Annotated in this window: 16 protein-coding genes; 10 read left to right on the forward strand and 6 right to left on the reverse strand. The window is 52.2% G+C overall.

All coding sequences use genetic code 11. The features are described 5' to 3' along the window. Positions 1-336: 336 nt before the first annotated feature. The 4 genes from DUE52_RS18975 to DUE52_RS18990 all read left to right on the forward strand — a co-directional run bounded on the left by DUE52_RS18975 (position 337) and on the right by DUE52_RS18990 (position 3,609). Positions 337-972: a gluconate 2-dehydrogenase subunit 3 family protein gene (locus DUE52_RS18975; protein WP_114407621.1), complete on the forward strand. Its 636-nt coding sequence runs from the start codon at positions 337-339 to the stop codon at positions 970-972. A gap of 290 nt (positions 973-1,262) precedes the next feature. Beyond that, positions 1,263-1,811 (forward strand): hypothetical protein, encoded by a 549-nt coding sequence (locus tag DUE52_RS18980; RefSeq protein WP_114407622.1) that lies wholly within the window; start codon positions 1,263-1,265, stop codon positions 1,809-1,811. Then, positions 1,811-2,626: a hypothetical protein gene (locus DUE52_RS18985; protein WP_114407623.1), complete on the forward strand. Its 816-nt coding sequence runs from the start codon at positions 1,811-1,813 to the stop codon at positions 2,624-2,626. The genes DUE52_RS18980 and DUE52_RS18985 overlap by 1 nt, the downstream gene beginning before the upstream one ends. 131 nt (positions 2,627-2,757) lie before the next feature. Continuing rightward, on the forward strand, positions 2,758-3,609 hold the full coding sequence (locus DUE52_RS18990) for an alpha/beta fold hydrolase (protein ID WP_114407624.1): 852 nt from the start codon (positions 2,758-2,760) through the stop codon (positions 3,607-3,609). A 12-nt stretch (positions 3,610-3,621) separates the two neighbouring features. Here the strand turns inward: DUE52_RS18990 and DUE52_RS18995 are convergent, their stop codons facing one another. From DUE52_RS18995 to DUE52_RS19015, 5 genes are read right to left on the reverse strand one after another with little or no spacing between them, the layout of a single operon-like run. Further along, on the reverse strand, positions 3,622-6,117 hold the full coding sequence (locus tag DUE52_RS18995; RefSeq protein WP_229312227.1) for a hypothetical protein: 2,496 nt from the start codon (positions 6,115-6,117) through the stop codon (positions 3,622-3,624). A gap of 14 nt (positions 6,118-6,131) precedes the next feature. Then, the gene (locus DUE52_RS19000) at positions 6,132-7,286 is read right to left on the reverse strand and encodes a DUF4249 domain-containing protein (protein WP_114407625.1); all 1,155 of its coding nucleotides are present in this window, start codon (positions 7,284-7,286) and stop codon (positions 6,132-6,134) included. Positions 7,287-7,334: 48 nt separating this feature from the next. Beyond that, positions 7,335-8,474 (reverse strand): DUF4249 domain-containing protein, encoded by a 1,140-nt coding sequence (locus DUE52_RS19005; RefSeq protein ID WP_114407626.1) that lies wholly within the window; start codon positions 8,472-8,474, stop codon positions 7,335-7,337. 2 nt (positions 8,475-8,476) lie between these two features. Beyond that, the gene (locus DUE52_RS19010) at positions 8,477-11,248 is read right to left on the reverse strand and encodes a TonB-dependent receptor (protein WP_114407627.1); all 2,772 of its coding nucleotides are present in this window, start codon (positions 11,246-11,248) and stop codon (positions 8,477-8,479) included. Next, entirely contained in the window at positions 11,245-11,982 is a 738-nt protein-coding gene (locus tag DUE52_RS19015) for a hypothetical protein (protein ID WP_133299876.1), read from the reverse strand. Before DUE52_RS19015 ends, DUE52_RS19010 begins: the two co-directional genes overlap by 4 nt. Positions 11,983-12,117: 135 nt before the next feature. On the opposite strand from DUE52_RS19015, the gene DUE52_RS32460 reads away from it, so the two are divergent. The 6 genes from DUE52_RS32460 (at position 12,118) to DUE52_RS19045 (ending at position 17,576) form a co-directional block, all read left to right on the forward strand. Next, positions 12,118-13,029 (forward strand): hypothetical protein, encoded by a 912-nt coding sequence (locus DUE52_RS32460; protein WP_165840971.1) that lies wholly within the window; start codon positions 12,118-12,120, stop codon positions 13,027-13,029. An 84-nt stretch (positions 13,030-13,113) separates the two neighbouring features. Next, positions 13,114-14,040 (forward strand): tRNA (adenosine(37)-N6)-dimethylallyltransferase MiaA, encoded by a 927-nt coding sequence (miaA, locus tag DUE52_RS19025; RefSeq protein WP_114407629.1) that lies wholly within the window; start codon positions 13,114-13,116, stop codon positions 14,038-14,040. Between the two features lie 63 nt (positions 14,041-14,103). Beyond that, the gene (locus DUE52_RS19030; RefSeq protein ID WP_114407630.1) at positions 14,104-15,087 is read left to right on the forward strand and encodes a polyprenyl synthetase family protein; all 984 of its coding nucleotides are present in this window, start codon (positions 14,104-14,106) and stop codon (positions 15,085-15,087) included. Between the two features lie 47 nt (positions 15,088-15,134). Continuing rightward, positions 15,135-15,755 (forward strand): rhomboid family intramembrane serine protease, encoded by a 621-nt coding sequence (locus tag DUE52_RS19035; RefSeq protein WP_114407631.1) that lies wholly within the window; start codon positions 15,135-15,137, stop codon positions 15,753-15,755. Between the two features lie 78 nt (positions 15,756-15,833). Beyond that, positions 15,834-16,709 carry a LytR/AlgR family response regulator transcription factor gene (locus DUE52_RS19040; protein WP_114407632.1) on the forward strand — a complete coding sequence of 292 codons (876 nt, stop codon included), beginning with the start codon at positions 15,834-15,836 and terminating at the stop codon, positions 16,707-16,709. A gap of 153 nt (positions 16,710-16,862) precedes the next feature. After that, positions 16,863-17,576 carry a DUF2306 domain-containing protein gene (locus DUE52_RS19045; protein WP_114407633.1) on the forward strand — a complete coding sequence of 238 codons (714 nt, stop codon included), beginning with the start codon at positions 16,863-16,865 and terminating at the stop codon, positions 17,574-17,576. Positions 17,577-17,895: 319 nt separating this feature from the next. Here the strand turns inward: DUE52_RS19045 and DUE52_RS19050 are convergent, their stop codons facing one another. Further along, a complete protein-coding gene (locus DUE52_RS19050; protein ID WP_114407634.1) occupies positions 17,896-18,669 on the reverse strand; it encodes a tetratricopeptide repeat protein in 774 nt (257 codons plus the stop codon). Between the last annotated feature and the right edge of the window lie 7 nt (positions 18,670-18,676).

Raw genomic sequence — 18,676 nt, forward strand, 5'->3', positions numbered from 1 at the left:
ATAAATGGATCCGGGTGGCCTTAGCCGTCTTACAATCGGGGAAGCCGTTTGATTCTCGACTAAACCTGCCAACCGAAGAAAATTTGGTTTCAAACTTGTAAAATTTGACAGTTCATAGGTACGCGACGGCATCGTTGACTTGAATCGTTGCGTACCTATCGGCACGCCAGGAGCGTTGGGCGAATCGACTTTTCTACCGACGCTTCGCTGTTAGATCCCTACGGGATGGGTAATTTATGGAACCAGCTCATAGATGGAAAACACGTAGAACTAAAAAACTTAAAGTGTTACGCGACAATCGATCTACTTCAGCTATTTTTTTAATCTTTAAAAACCATGAAACGCAGAGATACCCTTAAAGCTATATCGGTCGCGTCACTCGGTTTGGCAGTTGGGCCAGTGGAGGGTGCTGTGCCGGAACCACCCGAACCCAAACCCGCCGTCAAGCTGCTGCCGGGTCGGCAGAAATTCGAGGCCGAGCGCGATCTGAAACTCCTCGCGGCTGAGAAATTCTTTACCCCGGTGGAGTTGCAAACCGTCACCATCCTGAGTGACATCATCATTCCGGCCGATGCCAAATCGGGGAGCGCGTCGCAGGCCGGCGTACCGGCTTTCATCGAGTTCATGATGCGCGATCAGCCCCGCAACCAGACGCCGATGCGCGGTGGGCTGCGCTGGCTGAACGCCAAGTGCGTCAGCCGCTACGGGAATCCGTTTGCAAAATGCACCAAAGCACAGCAAATCGACATGGTGGAACAGATTGCCTATCCGGCCAAAAAAGTACCATCCGACATGACGCAGGGTGTCGCGTTTTTTACGATGATGCGCAATTTCGTGCTGGGCGGTTTTTACACCAGCAAAATGGGCATCGAAGACCTGGGATACGTCGGCAATACACCCAACAAATGGGATGGCGTTCCGGAAAACGTGCTGAAACAGTACGGATTGAGCTACGACGAAGCGAAGAAATAAGACTCAGGATTTCATTCACTTCAAAATTCAATAAAAAGAAAGGGAAATTATAAATGTAAAATGATGAATATTAAATGTAAATGTGCTGGATCGGAAGCGACTTTTACATTTAATATTCATCATTTTACATTTATAATTCTTTGCCTAATCCTAAAAAGTTTCCCCATAACCACGATAAGTTTATACCCCGCCAACGCATTAATTTTCGTCCAACCCGCTTCTTTCTCAATTTCTTTTGCGTACTTACCACTCCTCTTTTTTTCAATGTACAGGCGTAATCGTTACCCAGAATGTCCATCGTACCGGCGATTCGAAGCAAATACGGGTTTTATCGGAAATTGCTGCGGGAGCATAAGTACGTGCTGCGGGATACGGTCGATGTCGTCAAAATTCCAGGCAATTCAACCTTTCTGGAGGGGAAAACCGCCGTGTCGCACAGCGATCTTGACGCGGAAATCACGCTGACGGTTCGGGTCAAATGCAATGATCACGACTTTTTCCGGTTCGAACTGCGGTGCCTCGAACTGAGCGAAGAACCGTTTTTTGAGTTTCACAGCGACGGTTGCACCCACCGGAACGCCGACGAGTCGATTCCGCTCGCCCGGCAACGCGTTACCACGCCCCATTTCAGCCAGTATAACCAGCAGGGAGCCAATGTGACCTATCCCGTGCCGGAAACGACGGAGGATACAGATATTACCCGCAGTTTGGCGTATTTTTGTCAGGAAGCGAAGCTGAATCTGCGCGACGACGAATTTCCCCTGATCCGGGTGTTGCCCAACGCACTGCCGCTGCACGTGACCCAAAAAGACCCCAACTCAACGGTTTTATTTCTGTAATGGTATTCGAGGAGATTTACAACGACATCAAAACCGCCTTCGGCCAGCTCTGGACGTTCAAAGAGCGGGGAAAATCACTGGAAATTATTACGCCGTATACCACGACGACGCAGAAATTCATTTCGGTTTTCCTGTCGTTCAAAGACAAGGAATACATCGTTTCCGACGGGGGCTGGCTCGACAACGGGTTCTACGAAAACGTCTTCAATCTGGAAGACGATACCTTCCGAAAAATTGCGCACCATTACTTCAACGCGTTCAGTATCAAGGAAATTAAGGGCCCCAGTCAGAAGACCTATTTCTACAAAAAAACCATTACGCCCATTGCGGTTCCGTCGCTGGTTTTCGATATGGCCAATTTCATTGCGGCCATGGTCAGCACATCCGAAATCGAATTTGTGGAACGCGAGGAGCGGGAAACCAAGGAGCAATTCCGGCGGTCGGCCAACGAATACCTGCAAACCGTCATTCCCAAAGAGAAAATAGATCTGGGCGTTTACCTGGACGAGAAGAAGCAAATCCGGCTGCACGCCGTCGTCAAACAGTCGTCGTCGCGGCTGGTTTTGATCAACTACATCACCGGCAGCAATCCCTATTTTTTCAACAACAGCATCACCAAAACCAATTTCCTGTTCGAACTGGCGGAAAAATCCACGGTGGGCCGGTTTGTGAAGCGCAAGATTTCGCTGATCGACACAACGGCTTCCGGCTACGTTCCCACGCGGATCGCAACGTTCATCAATCACCTGCTGGAAAATACCGGCTCCGAAAAAATCGACTGGTCGGAGCGCGAAAAGCTGCAGGATATGGTCTGATTTGTGCGACACTGCCAATGCACTTCATTCATTTTATGGTACAATTCAACCTCTCAATTTGACCAATTGGGCAATACTTGCTTGGCGATTATAACGCGAATCCCTTGTTTTGCTTCTAAATTTATTAACAAATGGATCGCAAAGGAATTATTGAAATCCAGGGCGTATGGTTAGGATTTTCCATCGAAGGAGAGGGTTTTCCAGCCTTGGTAATAGGTAGCTCAATCTATTATCCCAGAACGTTTTTAGGCACGATCCGCCAGCAATTGCAGTTGATTTTTATCGACCATCGGGGTTTTGCTCCTCCCCCGTCAGACGGTTCCAAAAACGAAGAAATTACCCTGGATGTGTTGCTATCTGACATCGAAACGGTCAGAAAGGCATTAAGTCTGGAGTACTTTGTGATTATTGGCCACTCCGGACATACCTTCCTAGCCCTTGAATACACCAAGAAATACCCTCAAAGGGTGTCGAATCTTGTGTTGATTGGCGGAAGTCCGGATTTCAGCCTGGCAACTGCTCAGGCTAGAAGTGACTTTTTTGAAAAAGAAGCGGAAATCGATCGCAAAAAAGCCCTCGAAGCAAGTATGGCGGAATTGCCGGACCGAATTGCGGCTGAACCCGAACGAAGGTTTGTTCACCTGTGCCTGGCTACCGGCCCCTTGAGCTGGTACAATTACCGGTTTGATGCCACCCATCTCTGGGAGGGTGTTTACACGAATATGTCGGTTATTGATCACGTCTGGGGTGTAATTTTTCGTGATATTGACATAACCCGCGGACTGGCTAAGCTGACACAACCGGTATTTTTAGCCCTGGGGCGATACGACTATCTGACAGGAACACCGTTTTTATGGGACCAGGTAAAATCTCAGTTCCACAACCTTACCATCCATATTTTCGAAGAAAGCGCTCACACGCCCCAATTTGAGGAAGCCGATCGGTTTAATCAGGAGCTGATAGAGTGGTTTCGCCACCAGTGACGATTTGATTCATTATTTGATCACTTTCGTGACCTCAAATGTTCCCTGCCGACTCCCGGCCCGGCCATCGGCCGTGATGCCGTTGATCATAAACCGGTACGTTCCTTCCTCATCCGACGTATAAAACTCCAGTTGCCCTTTGCCCTGTCCATCGGTTTTCAGCGTGGGAACCCAGTGCAACAGGTTGCGCAAATCCGGCATCCGGCTCCCCGACCGCTGGGGCGTATCGTAGCGGGGCGTGTAGAAATCGCGCGGAATCTGCAAGCCTTCGTAGTCGGCCAGTAACGCTTTGGCATCCGGACGGTAGCCCGCCAGATCGCCTTTGTAGGTGGTAAAACTGATGATGCCGTCGAAAACCAGCGGCCCAACGATGTAGCGCCGGGTTATAACGTCCAGCCGCTGCACTTTTCGCGGATCGATTTCCATCACTTTATCCATGTTGAAAATCGGAACGCCGTCCAGCAACGCCAGTGGGCTTCCGTCAAAAAACTGCTTGTGGGGCGTATCAAGCAGGCTGATTACGTAACCATCCCGGCGTTTTCGCGCCATCACCCCCGGCACATATTCCCGAAAAACTTCTTCCATCACTGGAAACCGGGTGAAATCGTCGAGCCGGTATTTTTCGTCCGGAACGCCATAAAACGCCACGCTATCGACCTGGGGCAAGCGGTATCGACTCAGGTTTTCGCGATAATAGGCGTTCTGCACCTGCATCGGAATGCTGCGGGCCAGCAGCGGTTCTTTCAAGGCCGTCGGAAAATCGAAAACCGGCAGGCGGGAAGCCGAAAACCGGTCGTGAAAAGGGCTCTGCAACTCGATTCGGAACAGGCTGTCTTTCGGATTAAGCTGCACGACGAGGTCTTTGGGTCCGAAAAACTCCTTCATTTCAAAGTGAATCCGCCCCTCTTTGTCCGACCGTGAACCGTATAACAGAATGTGTTTGCCCGGCACCGACAGGTACGAACCGATGTTGCGCCCCGGCTGGCCCGTTCCCGGATGAATCACTTTTCCGCGGATAAAATGCCCGTTTACCTCTGGCAAATGCGCTTCGGCTGGTCGGTCGCTTTGCAAAACCGTCTCCCACCGAAACCGGCGCCAGCCCTGGGTCAGCATCAGATTATCGGTCACTTCATTCACCTCGGCTCCTGTGGCCCGGAAGTAATAGTCCGGCGATTCGACCCCGCCCCGCAGATCGGACGTCAGGAGCAAATAACTCAGAATATCCCCGGACTCCGCCGGTTGGAGCGAATCGAGCCGGTAGACCGCCACGGAAAGATCCGTGAGTGCCGATTTCCCGGTTTCATCCTGCGTCGTCAGGTCAAAAACCGCTTTTTCGCGGGTTGATAACGCTCCGCTCGTCAATTTAGCGTCGATCGTCAGCCGCCGTTCCGGCCGTTTGAAATACAGCCGTTCGCACACCGGTTTCCGGCTGGCATCGAAAACCGTCAGGTGCGAAATGCCTTCGCCCAGCGTCTTTTTATCGATCAGAAACGAGGCCGTATGGTCGCGCAGGCCTTGCTCATCGGCGCGAATGGCCGCCAGCCGCGTATGCGTCAGCAAATACACCAGCGAGGCCGATGGCGCCGTGGTTTTCACCGTAACCCGAAGCTGATCCTGGCTTTGCTCCTCTACCTGCATCGTGTAGCCCTGCTCCTGAACGGCGGGCAACGGACGCGTGAACGTCTTCCCGGCAGCATCGGTCAGCACCGCCCGGTATTGCTTTCCTTCGGCGGGGCTGAACGTAAAACGCCCCATGCCGAACTTCAGCGGTCTGAACCTGACGACGGTGTCGTTGTCCTGATCCAGAACAACGCCCTGTAAATCAATCCCTTTTCCGGTTATCCCAACCATTTTGAAGGCCACCTTACCGGGCAAGTTCCGAACCAGATTACCGCCTTCCGGGAAAAACTGAACATCATAGGCCAGCGAATCTTTCAAAACCGGCAATTCCAGTTTCCGAAACGTGTTGACAATCGTAACCGGTTTTTCGAAGAAATAGTCAGGGTCGGTGTTTTTCATCCAGTTGGTATACGCCCGAACGAGGTAATTCCCTGAACCCAGCGTGGTGGGCAGAAACAGGGAGCCGTTGCCCGAACCGTCGGCCAGGGCCACTTTGGTTTGCAAAACCGGGCGGTTTTCTTTGTCGAACACCTCCAGATAAGCCACTTTACTCAACGACAAGGGCTGGTGAAACGTCCCATCGACGTAGTTGATCTTGAACCACATCAACTCGCCGGCTACGTAAAACGAGCGGTCGAGGTGGACAAACAGTTTTTCCTGCAACGTCTGGTTTCGGTAGGTATCGAGCTGCTTCCGGATCGGATTTTCCGTTTGTCCCCAAACCGGTAGCGTGCCGAGGAGAGTCAGGAGGAAGAAAACGGCCAGGATTCTGCCTGGTGTAGCTCCTAAATCCCCTAAAGGGGACTTTACGTATCCGGATTGTTCCGCGTCCAAGTCCCCTTTAGGGGATTTAGGGGCTACACGCCGGTATTTTCTCTGTGGATTCATGGCTTGCGAGATCATCACCAGAAAGTCGGTTTAACGTTGGTACCCGATGTCCGGCAATCGACGCAATAGGCCGAACTCATCCGGTAAGCGATTATTTGACCCATAGGGGACAGAATTTCATCGATGGGAATGGCTCCCGACTCCGCCTGATCGGCCGCCGATGGTTTTTCCGGCGTTCTGAAGATGGGAGCGGTATCCGGCAGACAGGCTTCGTACATGCTCGGAATCCGCCAGGGCGGCAGTTCGGAGGCATTGACAAAAATCCGCTTTTCCTCCACCGAATAACCGCTCAGATAGCCCACCACCGGCTCGTTCGGGTCGGTTACGCCGTGGATATTGCCGATGACCTGAAACGGCTGCGGATCGAAAATTGACCCCAGGCTCTCGGTGTTTTTCCGCAGATTCTGCCAGTATTCGAACGATTCTGCGGTTTGGGCATACTGCTTGACCAGCAGGCTGTACCGAATCTTCAGGCGATTGGAAGAGGTATTGGAAACGAACACCAGCGGAAATTGATCGATTACGTCCTGCGTCAGTTTCTCCGACGAGCCGATGAAAATACCGGTCGATTTTCCGTTGCTCCAGCAATGGTTGACGTCGTCCATCCGGGAAACAAACTGCTTGTTCAGGTATTCGACCCGGGAGTAAAATGCGGAATAAAACTCCCAGGTTTCTTCGTACTCCCAGCGGTAATATTTCGTGTTGTTCGTTGGATCGCGGGTCGTTACATAAAACTGCACGCCCTGATCCTGCGCCTTCCAGCTTACGTTATCGATTTTGGGTGTCTGTTTAATGGTGACGTAGTCGGACTGATAGCTTCGCCCGGCGGCTGTTTTGATGTTCAGGCGGTATTTCTGATTAAACTGCAACCCGCCAGCGGCCAGTGTATACGTCCCATCGCCCTTGTCGACGAAGGTCTGGCTTCCACCTTTTTCGCCCTCCACCATCACCGTCGCTTTGGTTTCCACCGTGGGTTTGCTGCCGTCCGTCAGGTTCTGCGTGCGTGTCAGCCGGATGCTGCTGGTGCCCGATCCGTTCAGAAAACCGTCGACCACCAGATAGGTATTGGGAGCCGAAACCGCCGGCGGCCGGTACGGATCGACGCAACTATCGATGAGGATGGTTGCGATCAGGAGAAGACTAAGCCAACTAAAGTTGATCCGATTCATGAGCTAATTGAAAATCAATCGATAACACTATACATCAGTCTGCGCCTTTTACCAGAAACCGGGTTTAACGTTCACCCCCGCAGTTCGGCAATCGATGCAGGTGGGCGACCCCATCAGGTACGCAATTAAAATACCCTGCGGGGACAGGTAGCCCTCGATCGGAATCCAGCCCGCTCCCGCCATCTCTGCGGCCGATAGGTCGGGGGCAGGGGGCGCAAGCAAAACCGTATCCGGCACACAGGACTCGTAGCCACTCGGAATTCGCCAGGTAGACGGCAGTTGCGTCGGGCTAACAAAAATGCGTTGTTCCTCCACCGAATAACCGCTCAAATAGCCCACCACGGGTTCGTTCGGGTCGGTTACGCCGTGGATGTTGCCGATGACCTGAAACGGCTGCGGATCGAAAATCGACCCCAGGCTCTCGGTATTTTTCCGCAGATTCTGCCAGTATTCGAACGCTTCCGCCGTCAAAGCCGACTGCCTGACCAGCAGACTGTAACGGATCTTCAGGCGATTGGAAGACGAATTGGAGACAAAGACCAGTGGAAATTTATTGATCACATCCTCCGTTAGTTTTACCGACGAAGCCACAAAAATGCCGGTCGATTTTTCGGTCCGCCAGCAATGGTTGATATTTTCTGCCCGACTCACAAACTGCTTGTTCAGGTAGTCGACGCTCGAATAATAGGCCGAGTAAAACTCCCAGGTTTCTTCGTATTCCCAGCGGTAATATTTTGTGTTGTTCGTTGGGTCATGCGTGGTTACCTGAAACTGCACGCCCTGATTCTGCGCCTGCCAGCTTACATTGTCAATTTTGGGCGTCTGCTTCACGGTTACATAGTCTGACGCGTAGCTGCGCCCGACGGCTGTTTTGATGCTCAGGCGGTATTTCTGATTAAACTGCAACCCGCCAGCAGCCAGCGTATAGGTCCCATCACCCTGGTCGACAAAGGTCTGGCTTCCGCCTTTTTCGCCTTCCACCTTCACCGTCGCTTTGGTCTCGATGGTCGGCTTTTTGCTCTCCGACAGGTTCTGCGTCCGCGACAGGCGGATGGTACTCCCCCCCGTAGCGTTCAGAAAACCGTCGACCACGAGATAGGTGTTGGGAGCCGAAACTTCCGGCGGCCGGTACGGATCGACGCAACTCCCGATCAGTAGTGCAATCCCTATCGTCAGGTATTTTCTCATGCTCAGAATTTGAAATTGTACGTGAGCGTCGGAATTGCCTGCCCAAAAATGGAGAGTTTATACCCTCGTACCACCCCGCCCAGGGAGGTGAAATACACCGAGTAGGCATTCCGGCGACCTGTCAGGTTGTAAACGGCCACCGTCCAGGAGCTGTGGGCCAGCTTTTTAACCTTGTGGTTGCCCTCGATGTTGAGCGATAAGTCGGCGCGGTAATAGTCCGGAATCCGGTACTGGTTCCGCTCCGAATAATACACCCGGGGCGAACCCGCCAGCTCGTACTTCGCCAGCGGCAGTGTAATGGGCCGACCCGTGCTGTACGTAAAATTAAGCGAAACGCTAAACCGCCGGTTGATGCGGTAATTGCCAACCCAGGTCACGTCGTGCGGTTTGTCGAAATTGCTGGGGTAGTACTCGCCCTGGTTGATATTCTCCTGCGGCACGCTCCGATCCACGCGCAAAAACGTGCGGGAGTAGGTGTAGCTCAGCCAGCCGTTGAACCGCCCGGTGATTTTTTTGACCAGAAATTCAACGCCGTACGCCATTCCTTCCGCCCGAACCACCTCCGTTTCGGGGTGATGATTCATAATCAGCGTGGCGCCACTGCGGAAATCCAGCACGTTGTCCATCGTTTTGTAATACCCTTCGACCGAGGTTTCGATGGTGTTATTTTTGAAGTTCTTGTAGAGACCGACCGAAAACTGATCGCCCACCTGCGGCAGAATATTCGGATCGCTCAGCTTCCAGATGTCGGTGGGAGCCATCGCCGTGGTGTTCGACAGCATGTGCAGGTATTGCCGCATCCGGTTGAAACTGACCTTGATCGATGCATCGGGCGTGAACGCATACCGCGCCGAAACCCGGTATTCGGGGCCGTGATAGGTCTTGATGTTTTTTCCGGCTCCGTACGAAAGCGTGTCCAGGATATTGGCTTCCGTTTTGGGCGACCCATTCGGATACACATTGATGTCTTTCGGGCCGAGGTAATTGAACAGCGAATACCGCAAGCCGAAGCTGATCGAAAACCGGGGCGAAATATCAAACCGGTCGCCCACATAAATGGCACTTTCCAGCGCCTGCTCCGTCGGCACCACATCCGGCCGAACCAGCGATTCGCCCCCCAACGGCTGGAATTGCCCCGGATGCAGTTTGTACAGGTTCGAACTGACGCCAAAATCAATGGTATGTTTGGCCGTCGGGTAATAGTTAAAATCGGTTTTAAACGTCGTCTGGTCGATCTGAAACGTAAGCTTGTAGGCATTGACGGGATTCTGATCGCTGGAAACGGAATATTTATACCGGCTGGTGGTCCCCGTAAAAACGCTGTAGAGCTTGGTATTGAAAATATGTTTCCACTTCAGCGTCGCGTTCATGTTGTTGTAGTTGTAAACCGTATCGCTGTTGAGCCGAAACTCATCCTGGCTGTAGTAGCCGGTGAGGTAGATCGTATTTTTTTCGTTGAATTCGTGGGTAATGTGGGCGTTCAGATCGTAGAAATTTGCCCGGCTGTTTTTGAATGCCGGATTTTTCAGGCTGCTGAGCAACCAGTCGGAATAGGTCGACCGCGCGCCGATTAGAAACGACGACTTTTCTTTGATAATCGGTCCTTCCAGCGTCAGCCGGCCCGTCAAAACGCCAATTCCGCCCGAACCCGACAGTTTTTTCTTGTTGCCGTCGCGCGTGGTCACTTCCAGCACCGACGACAACCGCCCGCCATACCGCGACGGAATACCGCTTTTGTAGAGTTCGACGCTTTTGATCATGTCCGGATTGAAGGCCGAGAAAAATCCGAACAGGTGCGACGGATTGTAAATCGTCGCGTCGTTGTACAAAATCAGGTTCTGGTCGGTCGAGCCGCCCCGGACGTTCAGCCCCACGCTACTCTCCCCCACCGACTTGACGCCCGGCAAGGTCAGCACCACTTTCAGCAGATCGGCTTCGCCAAAAGCCGTTGGCACCTGCCGGAGCGTTCGGATGTCCAGCCGTTCGAGGCCCATTTGCAGCCCCGACACGTTCACGTCTTTTTCGGCTTCGATCACCACTTCTTTCAACGCAATCACGTCGTCCTCCATCTCAATTTCCAGCTTGCCGTCCGAATAGAGCATAATTTGCCGCTTCGTATCCTTCATGCCGATGCTGCGCACCCGGAGTTCGTGCCGTCCACGCGGCAGCGTAATCGAGTAATAGCCAAACTGATCGGTCACGACGCCAATGCGCGGTTTGTCGATGTACACCGCCACGCCAATCACCGGTTCGCCCGAAGCGGCATTCCGGATGTGGCCCGCCAGGTTGGCGTTGCCGGGCCGAACGGGGTTGGTGGCCCGGCCGATGTTGAACAAGCGGGTTTCGAGCGTAATCCGGCGTTTTTCTTTTTCCGCCAGGTAATCGACCACATTCGTGTCACCTTCGCTTGTGCTGTTGCCCCGGTCAAAAAAACCGATGGGCAACTCCGTCCGAATGGCGCGTTCCGGCGTGATGAAAACCTGTTTTTTGGCGTCGATGGCGTAATACAGGCTGGTCCCTTGCAGCACCTCCTGCAAAACCGTCGGCAGTTTCTGGCCGCTTTTGTCGTAGTTGACCCGGATGCTGTCGACATCACGGAGGTTGTAGAAAAACCGGTAATCGGTCTGGGTTTCCACCTCCCGAACAAACTGCTCGAAGGATAGGTTGGTGAACGGCCCGCGGATGTTTTTCTCAGCCACCTGTTGCCCAAAACCGGCGGTGAGCGAACCCACAAAACAGCACAACAGGAATAAGGTTCGGTAAAATTTCGTCATAACGATCGGGTTGCTGCGTCGTACTGCTGAGTGAGTTTTACAATGGCGGCTTCGCGGTTCTTCGCAAATTTGATGCGGTTTTCGCGGAGGTATTTGCGGAGGGTTTTCTTTTGATCGGCAAACAGATTCAAGACCGATCGTTTGGTTTTGACGGGATAAAAGAGGCCGTTTTTGCCGATGTAAAAGCTATTTTCCGATAAATATTCTTCCTTGACGGCGTTCTGCACCAGTTCGGTTCGGATGGTTTTGACCCGTCTTGCCAGCACTTTCGACCGCCCATCGTACAATTGGTCGTAGAAGCCCGTTCGCAGGCCGATGTTGTGGGCCGTATCCCGCACGATCCGAATGAATTGGTGGTCGGCAATCGAAAATCGGCTTACTTTGATGTTTTGTAACTGCATCCGGTATACGCTGTCGATGTGGGGGACCACCACGACGTCATCCACCAGATCGTAAAGCAGGCGAATGTTCTGGTAGGTGATGCCATCGTAGGTGACGGAGCCGGTGCGCCAGAGCGAGTCGAGGTACGGATAGCCTTTGATGGTTGGAAGGTGGCCGACGTATTCGGCGCCATTGTATAACCGCGCCTGATCGGCGGTTGATCGAACGTAGCGGGCGTGTGCGTACCGAATGGCCTGCTCCCGGAATGAACTATCCGCCGAAGCAGGCTGTCCGAAAACCGTGCAAGGCAGAAGGAGGGCCATCAAAATAGCCCAGATAACACGATGGTTCATTGGTAAGGGGAGTCGGTCAGGAAATTCAGGTTGTAATTAAACTAGATTAACTTAGCAATTATACTTTAATTTTAGGTTTTTCCGGTTACTTCCTTCGTTATAGTAGCCGTATAGACAACTTTTTGCGTCAATCCGTTGGAAAACACCTCAATTAAATTTCCTCATGATTTTCAGGAGCTTCTTTCGGCCCAACTGACGCTAACACCGTTCGAAACAACAGTCAATACGCCGTTTTCCCTGTTCCGCGTTGCAGACACCTCTCTTCTTCTGCACTGCATCGACTTGGAGACCTATTCCAGCCTTCGGCAGCAAACGGAGGTACGGTATTTTTTTCAGCAGTTATCCGACCGGTTTTCGTCCGAAAACTGGCGGTTGGTTCACCTTTGGGAGGATGTCTGGCGGCAACGTCCGGCGATGGTTCTTTCCCGGATTCGGGCGATGGTGGGCATTTCCGAGCGGATTCCGGCCCGGCTGACGCAGGTTCGACGCATCGACAAACCCACGACCGGGCGGTTTTTGCAGGAAAACCATTTGCAGGTCGCAACGAACGCCAAATACAAATACGGTTTGTTTCTGCCCGCGCGGTATTTTCGGGTTCTGTCGCCAGATTTTCCCCTACAACCTGCCAACGCGACGGAACTGCTGGTGGCCGTTGCGACTTTTAGCCATCCGCGTTCGATCACCCGCAACGGGATAGCACATCGCTCGGTCGAACTCGTGCGGTTTGCCAATCACCTGAACTGCACGGTCGTCGGCGGACTGGACAAGCTGCTGAAAGCCTTCATGACCGACGTTCAACCCGACGACATCATGACCTACGCCGACCGCGACTGGTCCAACGGCCAGAGTTACGAGAAACTAGGTTTCGCAAGGCTGGAGACCACCGAACCAAACCAATTCTGGGTTCGTCCGGGTGAGTGGATCCGGTATTATCCCAGTCAGTTACCCGGCGGGTTAACGGAGATTGAGATGGCTGATAGCGGGTATATTCCGGTTTATAATGCGGGGAGTATTAAATTTGTGAAGATTTATCGGAACACGGATTAGGCGGATGGAACGGATTAAAACAGATTTTTATTTTATCCGTGTACATCCGTTCCATCCGCCTAATCCGTGTTCCGATCCTAACCTATGCCAAAAACCATCGTCATCCTCGGTCCGACCGCGAGCGGCAAAACCCGGTTAGCGGTTCATGTTGCCCGGCGGATGAACGGTGAAATCATCAGCGTGGATTCCCGGCAGGTCTACCGGGACATGGACATCGGAACCGGCAAGGATCTGGATGAATACCAAATTGATAGTCAATCGATTCCGCATCACCTCATCAATATCGTCGACGCGGGCAGTGATTACAATCTGTTTCAGTATCAGCAGGATTTCAACCGCGTTCTGCCCGGAATCCTGGCGCGGGGCCATGTTCCGGTCCTCTGTGGCGGCACCGGTTTATACCTCGAAGCGGTTTTGAAAGGACACCGGTATACGGCCATTCCCGTTAATCAGACCTTGCGGACGGAGCTGGAAACGAAAACTGACGACAAATTGCTCGAACGGTTTCGGCACGTTCCTTCCGAGTATAGCAATCTGGCCGATACATCCACCCGCAAGCGGCTGATTCGGGCGATTGAAATTGCCACGTATTTAACCGAAAACCCGGTAACGGATCTGTCGGCCCCGGTTTCGCAACCCGACGCTGTGGTTTTTGGAATCGATTTACCCGTCGACGTTCGGCGGCAGCGAATCACCGACCGATTACACCAACGGCTGCAAAACGGCCTGATCGACGAAGTTCAACGCTTACTGGGAAGCGGGATTCCGGCCGAAAAACTGATTTTTTACGGATTGGAGTATAAATTCATCACGCAGTATCTGCACGGCGAACTGGATTATGCGACCATGACCGCCCGGCTGGAAACCGCCATCCACCAGTTTGCCAAGCGCCAGATGACGTTTTTCCGCAAAATGGAACGCGACGGTTTACGCATTCACTGGCTCGACGGCCTGCAACCAACGGAGTACTTAGTTGATCTTATCCTATCTGAATCACAGGCTATTTCCTAAACTCTTCACGCATAACTCCCAACTATTAACTCCCATTCCGGCAGTTTTCCGTATTTTTGAGCCATGACCCAAACCACCAACCCGCTTGTTTTTTTAGAAGCGCTTCATCAGGAGATTCAACAAACCAAATACGGCCGGCAACCCGCAGAATTATACGACCCGATCAGTTACATCATGAACCTGGGCGGCAAGCGGATGCGACCGCTGCTGACCCTCATGGCCGCTTACCTGTTCGGCGACGACTGGCGAAAAGCCCTCAAACCCGCCGTGGCCGTTGAAGTTTTCCACAATTTTACGCTCATGCACGACGACATCATGGACCAGGCTCCCCTGCGCCGGGGTCAGCCGACGGTGCATGAAAAATGGAATCATAACATCGCCATTCTGTCGGGCGACGTCATGCTGGTCAATGCCTACGAATTGCTGCTCGATGTTGAAACCCCGTATTTGAAAAAAGTGCTGGCCCGCTTCAACCGCACAGCCGCCGAAGTTTGCGAAGGCCAACAGCTCGACATGAATTTTGAGACCCGCTGGGATGTCTCGGAAGACGAATACATCGAGATGATCAAGCTCAAAACGTCGGTTTTACTCGGTTTTGCGCTCGAACTGGGCAGCATCATTGCCGGAGCCGACGATGTGGAAAGCCAGCGGCTGCGTGAAGGCGGTATTAACATCGGTCTGGGGTTTCAGTTGAAAGACGATTTGCTGGATGTCTACGGTGATCCGGCGAAGTTTGGAAAGCAGGTTGGAGGTGATATTATTGCCAACAAAAAAACGTTTTTACTCATCGAAGCCCTGCAACAGTCGAGTGGCGCGTTGAAAAATGAACTCATCGGCTGGCTCAGTGCTACCGAGTTTGACAAGCAGGAAAAGGTTCAGGCCGTCACCGCCATCTACGACCAGCTTGGCATTCGGCAACTGACGGAAGCCCGAATCAATGACTTTTTTACGCGGGGCTTTGCTAATTTCGAACAACTTTCGGTCGATCCGGTCCGGAAGGCCCTGCTGCTGGGTTTTACCAAACAGCTTATTGAACGGGAAAGCTAGGCTGACAAAACCGCCCGTACCCACCACTCCTTACTCCACAACACGTTATGACCGTTACGCTTGCCATTATCGTCATTACCGGACTCGTCAGCTTTTACGCCTGGCGAAACGAGTCTTTTCTGGACAGTATGATTCTAAACCCGCAAAAAGTGCTCAAACGGGGCCAATGGTACCGGCTTCTGACTTCGGGGTTCATTCATGCCGACCTCAGCCATTTGCTGTTCAACATGTTTACGCTGTTTTTTTTCGGAACACTGATCGAGCAGGTTTTCGGTTCCTTATTTGGCCCGTCCGGCCCGCTTTATCTGCTGATTTTCTATCTGGTCGCCATTGTGGTGTCTGACATTCCCACCCTAATCCGGCAGCGGAATAAGTCCAATTACAATTCACTGGGGGCGTCGGGGGGCGTCTCGGCACTGCTGTTTGGCGCGATTATGTTCCAGCCCACCGAAAAGATTTACCTCATGGGCATCATTGGTGTACCCGGTTTTATTTTTGGCGCCCTCTACATGGGCTACTCGTTCTACGAATCCCGGCGCGGACGCGGCACAATCAACCACGATGCCCACTTATACGGCGCTATTTTCGGAATTTTCGTCGTTGTTCTGCTCTATCCGCCCGTTGTTCCGTATTTTATCCAACAGATTTCGAACTGGAAGGTGTTTTGATAGACAAAAGAAGCTAGACAAGAGAATACAGACTTTTTCTTTTGTCTTTGCTCTCTTGTCTAGCTTCTTTTGTCTGGTATGTGGCAACTACTGAATCAACCGTATCCCTGTGAAGACCCGGTTCGCCGGCGGTGGGCCAAGGCGTTCTGGATTGGGTTTTTTGTGGGATTGTTTCTGCTGATTTTCCAACCCTTTGGGCTGAATAGCTGGGTAACGCCTTACAAAACCGTCAAAATCCTGGGGTTTGGCCTAATTTCGTTTCTGGTGACGGCCGGTCTCAGCCTGCTTCTGCCGGTTTTTCTCCCAAAGCTTTTCACCAACGAACGCTGGACGGTGGGGCGCGAAATTCTCTGGATAACCGCCCACATTACGTTGATCGGGCTGGTCAACTACTTCTACATCAATGCACTGATTGCCAATCCCATCTACGCGATTGAGTTGTTTGGGATGATTGTCGTGACGTTTGTGATTGGCATCTTTCCTTCGGCGGGGTCTGTGCTGGTCAACTATATTCTCAAACTCAAAAAATACCAGCAGGCCGCCCGGGAAATACCGGTTCGGGAACACCACGCAGAAATTCCCGGCGCGGAGTCTGTCCAACCGGTTTTGATCACGCTAACGGCCGAAAACGAAAAGGATATCGTCAGCTTCCCACCCGCCGATCTGCTCTACATCGAATCCAGTGACAATTACTCGACGGTGGTGTATTTGAAAAACAACCAGCCCGTCAAAACGCTGCTTCGCAGTAGCCTCAGCCGACTGGAAACGCAGCTTACCGGCAACGCCTTTCTGGTGCGGTGCCACCGGTCGTATATTATCAATTTGGAAAAAGTGGAAAAGGTGACGGGCAACGCGCAGGGCTACAAACTTCATCTGCACGACGGCGATTTCCAAATACCGGTGGCCCGGAAATACAACGATACGCTGGTGGCCCAACTCAAATCGATGGCCTGAGCCTTTGCCAAACGTCCCAGCCGCTTTGCCAAATTCCCCGAAGGTTACCAAACGCCCCAAAAAACCGCTATACACCCCGCTGATTTGCCCGGTTTGACGGCTCCACGTAGGTTTGTTTCAACGAATCGAACCAAACTAAACGCTTTCGGAGTCATGAATCTCTTGTTAAAACTCATGTTGATTGTCCACATCACGGCGGGTTTCCAGGCCTTGCTGGTGGGCATTGTTCCTATGGTATCCCAAAAAGGGGGTCGCCTGCACAAACTCACCGGGCTGGTGTTTTACTGGTGCATGGCCGCAGTATGCCTGACGGCGGTTTACCTGGTTTTCTTCAAACCCAGCACCCTGTTCCTGCTGTTTATTGCGATCCTGAGTTTTTACTTCTGTTTTTCCGGCCGACGCATTCTCCGGCTTAAAAAAGCACAAAACCGGTTGACCGTAACCGATCAGCTTGCCGCGTATGTGGCTTTGGGCGCGTCGCTGGTCATGTTCGGGCTGAGCGTTCAGGCGGTTGTGGGCTGGTTTTCGACGGGCCGTATTTCCACATTCGGCATCCTCTATTTCTTCTTTGCCGGTCTTCTATTTTTCAATGCCCTCTACGATGTCCGGTTATTCCACAATCCGGAAAAAGCCCGGTACGGCAAAATGGAGTGGTTCTTTGGGCATATCAGCCGCATGTGCGGTTCTTACATTGCCACACTAACGGCTTTCGCGGTGGTCAATACCCGGTATTTGCCCGACCATCATTTCATGATCGACATCGCAGCCTGGGTGTTACCGGGGGTTATTGGGGGCATTCTGATTGGTCGGACGATCCGGTATTACTTACAGAAGTTTAATGTACCTGCCCCCGCCCGGGCTAATTGACTTTTAGTTCTTTGGCCTTTCATCGGTCATCCCTACGGGATTTTAGACTCACCTGGTTTCTCGCCCCCCCGGTTTTACCGGGGGCTACAAGATGAATCATCCCTACGGGATTTATTGGATTCGATAATCCCGCATGTAGCAATAGGTTTTAACCCGCCAAAAAGGGGAAATCAAATCCGACAAATCCCGTAGGGATGGTCCATTTTGTAGAAACCACGTCCGCATTATAGAGAAATGAATCCCGTAGGGATGATTCATCTTGTAGCCCTCAAAAATTGTTAATTTTTGAAACCAAAAAGGCCCTAAAGTCGCTGGATATTTATTTGAAAAAGCCTTTGGGATCGGGCATTTTCTCGCGGAGTTCCTGGAGATAGACGAAGTCAACGGCGCCGAGATCCAGTGCGCGGCCTTTGTGCAGGTTCTCCCAGGCTGCGGAATAATCCCCCTTGGAAAAATTGGCCCACGACAACCGCATGAAGGTATTGGCGTTCGTTACGTCGTATTGAAGTGCTTTGTTGAGTACCGAAATGGCGTCTTCGAGCAATTCGGCATCTTTGTTTTCCTTGTACTGTTTGAGTTCTACCGTGGCGAGGTCGGTCATCAGAACGGCGTTACTGTCGGCCACGGCCAGCCCTTTTTTCAGGAGCCGAATCGACTCGGGCATTTTGTTTTGCTGGTAGCTGATGACACCCAGCCCCCAATACGTATCAGAATTTTTGTCGTCCAGCAACCAGGCCAGATTAAAGCGGTAGGTCGCCGTGTCCAGTTGCCCTTCCGTCAGGTATTCCCAGGCGCGGGTCGAGAAAAACTGGCTCGCTTCCTTCCGGTTGGCAAAACTCTGGTCGCATTCGTTCAAAAACCGCACTTCCCAGTCGATATGCTTGGCCGATTTTGCCTGTTCTCCAAACAAAGGCGTCACCATGGGGTTAGCTACTGTGCGGTTGGGTTCTTTGGAAACCTCAACAACGGTATCACTCTTACCGGCTTCGACCTTCCGGGCAGAACTTACCAGTGATCCGGTCTGTGCAAAAACGCCCAGAGGCAGGCAAAGCAAAAGACCGAAAAACCGTATTCCTTTTGTCCGATTATTCATGTGACGT

The sequence above is a fragment of the Larkinella punicea genome, assembly GCF_003334855.1.
Classification (GTDB): Bacteria; Bacteroidota; Bacteroidia; order Cytophagales; family Spirosomataceae; genus Larkinella; species Larkinella punicea.

Bases quoted from the DNA above. Each gene is read 5' to 3' on its own strand.
- DUE52_RS18975 (WP_114407621.1), top strand. From the start codon at position 337: ATGAAACGCAGAGATACCCTTAAAGCTATATCGGTCGCGTCACTCGGT.
- DUE52_RS18980 (WP_114407622.1), top strand. From the start codon at position 1,263: ATGTCCATCGTACCGGCGATTCGAAGCAAATACGGGTTTTATCGGAAA.
- DUE52_RS18985 (WP_114407623.1), top strand. From the start codon at position 1,811: ATGGTATTCGAGGAGATTTACAACGACATCAAAACCGCCTTCGGCCAG.
- DUE52_RS18990 (WP_114407624.1), top strand. From the start codon at position 2,758: ATGGATCGCAAAGGAATTATTGAAATCCAGGGCGTATGGTTAGGATTT.
- DUE52_RS18995 (WP_229312227.1), bottom strand. From the start codon at position 6,117: ATGAATCCACAGAGAAAATACCGGCGTGTAGCCCCTAAATCCCCTAAA.
- DUE52_RS19000 (WP_114407625.1), bottom strand. From the start codon at position 7,286: ATGAATCGGATCAACTTTAGTTGGCTTAGTCTTCTCCTGATCGCAACC.
- DUE52_RS19005 (WP_114407626.1), bottom strand. From the start codon at position 8,474: ATGAGAAAATACCTGACGATAGGGATTGCACTACTGATCGGGAGTTGC.
- DUE52_RS19010 (WP_114407627.1), bottom strand. From the start codon at position 11,248: ATGACGAAATTTTACCGAACCTTATTCCTGTTGTGCTGTTTTGTGGGT.
- DUE52_RS19015 (WP_133299876.1), bottom strand. From the start codon at position 11,982: ATGAACCATCGTGTTATCTGGGCTATTTTGATGGCCCTCCTTCTGCCT.
- miaA (WP_114407629.1), top strand. From the start codon at position 13,114: ATGCCAAAAACCATCGTCATCCTCGGTCCGACCGCGAGCGGCAAAACC.
- DUE52_RS19030 (WP_114407630.1), top strand. From the start codon at position 14,104: ATGACCCAAACCACCAACCCGCTTGTTTTTTTAGAAGCGCTTCATCAG.
- DUE52_RS19035 (WP_114407631.1), top strand. From the start codon at position 15,135: ATGACCGTTACGCTTGCCATTATCGTCATTACCGGACTCGTCAGCTTT.
- DUE52_RS19040 (WP_114407632.1), top strand. From the start codon at position 15,834: ATGTGGCAACTACTGAATCAACCGTATCCCTGTGAAGACCCGGTTCGC.
- DUE52_RS19045 (WP_114407633.1), top strand. From the start codon at position 16,863: ATGAATCTCTTGTTAAAACTCATGTTGATTGTCCACATCACGGCGGGT.
- DUE52_RS19050 (WP_114407634.1), bottom strand. From the start codon at position 18,669: ATGAATAATCGGACAAAAGGAATACGGTTTTTCGGTCTTTTGCTTTGC.